Consider the following 3,239-nt stretch of genomic DNA (forward strand, 5'->3'; position numbering starts at 1 on the left):
GTGAGCAAGGTCCCGGCCTTTCCGGTAGGACGAGCGGGTGCCCTGGGCCGGACCGGCCCCCCCCGGGGCCGGGGGGGGGGGGGGCGCCACGGCGGGACCTCCACGGCGGATCGCGCGACGGATCAGTCGCGCTTGCAGATACGGTCGAGCAGGTTGGCTGTCGCCCGCTGGATGCGCGTATCGACATGGCCGGGGCGGTCCAGCGCGGGTGACCAGGCGAAGGTGCCCGAGGCGAAGACGAGCGCGCCGGACGGGGCCCGGTACAGGGACGTCTCCTGGTGCCGCACGATCCCCTCGCCGTCCTCGTACGGCGAGTGGGCGAGCAGGATCCGGCTCTCGTGCTGCGGAAGCGCGGTGCGCGGGAAATAGCGGTCGGCCTCGCCCGCGACCAGACCGTCGAGTTCATCGCCCTCGCCCGCACCGGTCGCGTCCCAGAGCCAGTGCTCGGCGTTGCGGACGACGAGCGGGCTCGGCTCGGGGACCCGCCCCGCGTACTGGATGCCGAGGAGCTGCTGTTCGGGCCGGTCGATCTCGCGCCACAGTGTGGGCTTCCCGGGTCCGCGGCGTTTGAGGCAGGTGAGGAGGCGGTCCGGGACACCGGAGGGGGACGGGCCGAGGTCGACCTGCCAGTACATGGTGTTGGCCGAGAGGAAGACGAGGGAGGTGCCGTGTTCACGGGCGGCCTCCGTCGTACGCCGCATGGGCACCGACCAGTACTCGTCATGGCCGGGGAAGACCAGTCCGCGGTAGCGGGTGGGGTCGATGCGCCCGGCGTGCAGATCGCGGGCGTCGGCATAGGCGAGGTCGTATCCGTAGCGCTCGGCCCAGCGGATGAAGTCGTAGGCGTGCCCGACGTGCAGGGGCAGGCCCGCGCCCGCGTAGGGCCGGTCAAAGGAGACCGTGGTGGCGGCGTCCTCCTCACCGAGGAGCCGGCCCATGCCGTCCCAGGCGTGGTACAGGCTGGCGCCGGTGTGTCCGTCCTCCGGGTAGAGGTTGTAGGCCTGCCAGGTCACGTCGGGGAGCAGGAGAAGCAGATCCGCGGGGTGGCTGTCCCGGACGGTGAAGGGGATGTGCGAGCGGTAGCCGTCGACGGTGGTCAGCACCGCGACATAGGCGCCGATCGACCAGTACGAAGGAATCTGCAGCCGCCAGGAGAGCCACCAGTGGTGGCAGGAGACCGTGCGGTCGGCGGTGAGCGGGGGCGGCTGGACGATCCCGGAGAGGCGCGGGCTGGTGGTGATCTTCGCCGCGCCGTCGCCGCCGTAGTGACCGATGCGGTAGATGTCGACGGAGAACTGCTGGGGCGGGTCGACCGTGACATGGAAGTCGATGGCCTCACCCGGGGCGGCCGCGCCGTTGGAGGCGAACCCCTTGATCTGCTTCTTCACGTCGTCGGCGGTACGCGGGCCGCCGGAGCGGTGATGGGGCGCGTCCGGCGCGTACCAAGGCACGACATGGCCGTTGTCGTCGACGTAGTGCTCGCTCGCGCGGAGCCAGGGCAGCGGGCCCTGCCCGAACGGGTCCGAGACGGCGTGCGCAAGGGCTCCCGACTCCCAGCGCCGGATCTGCTCCGCCCCCATGCGGCTCCCCTTCCCTCGGCCGCTCAGGCACAACAGTGATGCACCGACTGTCAGCGACCGGCACCAGCACATCACATATGGCACTCACTCCGTTACTGTTCGTCGCGAATTGGCGAGGACAGTACCGAATTCGTGGAATGATCCGGGAGGTTCTGGCTCCGGTTGCCCCATCACCGTTTTGGTTTCCCCGCAACGGGGCGCCCCGCCCTGCACCGCCGCCACCCGGCCCGGGAAGGCCGCGGCGTTCCCCGGACAGGGCCACCAGTCGGACACCGAGGCCACCCGCCGGGCTCTCCGCTCCCGGGGCAAGGCGGTCGCGCCACAGACCAGCCGTACCGGCTTCTCCGCTCAGACCAGCCGTACCGGCTTCTCCGCGCGTACCCCCACCGCTGTCAGCCACCCCCGCAGCGGCTCCCCGTCCCCGTCCTCCACCAGGCTCATCACATGCCCGCCCAGGTCCGCCCTGCGCTCGCCGCCCACCAGCAGTGCGGGGCCGTCCAGCCAGTCGAGGCCGGGGGCCGCTCCGGCCGTGTCCACCGCTGCGCAGCAGATCATCGCGGTGACGTGATCCGCGAGCAGATCGCGCCCGGTGCGGGGTGGCTGGAGCGGGAAGAGCGGGATCGCCCCGGTGTCCCAGAGCTCCTCGCCCTCCAGGCCGCCGCCCGGTACGGGGACCGGTGCCGCGGCCTCCTCGCGGGCGACCTCGGCGGTGACGGCGGCCGCCAGCGACTCCGTGTCGTCGGCCGCGATGTGGTCCAGGACGCGGGCCAGCGTCGGATCGCCCGGCTCGTCGGGGCCTGCCCCCGCTTCGGCCGTGCTGCGCACGCCCAGCCGGTCGAGGACGCGGTGCAGCCTGGCCGCTTCCGTACGCCATTTACGGTCGACGACCTCTTCCGGGTACTGCTGCCAGTCCACCGGGGACCAGTCGGGTCCGGTATCGGCCGGGCCGCCGTGGAAGAGCCTGGCGGCGAGGAGGGAGGTGGCGGCGTCGACCGCGCCCGGTTCCTCCAGGAGGTCGCAGGCGGGGCGCTCGCCCAGCCGGGAGGTGAAGCCCTCGGCCAGACGGTCCCTCCGCGACAGCTCGGTGAGTGCCGAGACCACCCCGGCGTCGAGCCTGGACGGCCAGCGGCCCATCCGCCAGGCGGGCAGCGCGACCCGGGTCAGCAGCCGGTCCCAGCCCGCGTAGGCCAGCCCCACCTGCTCCTGGGCGACGATCCGCAGCGCGTAATCCACAGCCTGTGCACGGTCCGACGCGGCGGCCGCGACCCCCCGCTCCATCTCGGCCACATGGCCACGGCAACTGCGCAGCAGCAGCCTGGCGGTCCAGCCGACGAAGCCGTACGCCATACGACGCACCGGGCCGAGCCCGGCCCGGGACGAGACGGCGACCGCCGCATCGAGGCCCCGTACGAACCGGCGCGACGCCGCGATGTCGGGATGTGCGGAGGGGCCCGTACCGGCGATGACCGGCGCGAGAAGGGCCCGCAGCTCGGCCACCCGCATCCACCACAGGAAGGGCGAGCCGATCACCAGCACGGGGGCGTCCGCCACGCGCGGGGAACGGGACCGTATTCTGCGGAACACGCTCAGCCGCCCGCCGGGTGGCGTACCCGCTCCGGGACAGCTACCGCCGATTGATAGTGGGCCTGCTCGGTGAAA

General features: G+C 72.6%; 2 protein-coding genes. Both read right to left on the reverse strand.

Annotation, left to right across the window (positions count from 1 at the left end; translation table 11 throughout):
* Positions 1 to 122: 122 nt before the first annotated feature.
* Positions 123 to 1,580 (reverse strand): N,N-dimethylformamidase beta subunit family domain-containing protein, encoded by a 1,458-nt coding sequence (locus tag ACFXBC_RS22130; protein ID WP_385026951.1) that lies wholly within the window; start codon positions 1,578 to 1,580, stop codon positions 123 to 125.
* A gap of 348 nt (positions 1,581 to 1,928) precedes the next feature.
* Positions 1,929 to 3,239 (reverse strand): hypothetical protein (locus ACFXBC_RS22135; RefSeq protein WP_385026954.1); only part of this gene is annotated, 1,311 nt, incomplete at its 5' end.

The sequence above is a fragment of the Streptomyces sp. NPDC059398 genome (assembly GCF_042751845.1).
GTDB lineage: Bacteria > Actinomycetota > Actinomycetes > Streptomycetales > Streptomycetaceae > Streptomyces.

Coding starts and splice junctions, on each gene's coding strand:
- ACFXBC_RS22130 (WP_385026951.1), bottom strand. CDS start 1,580: ATGGGGGCGGAGCAGATCCGGCGCTGGGAGTCGGGAGCCCTTGCGCAC.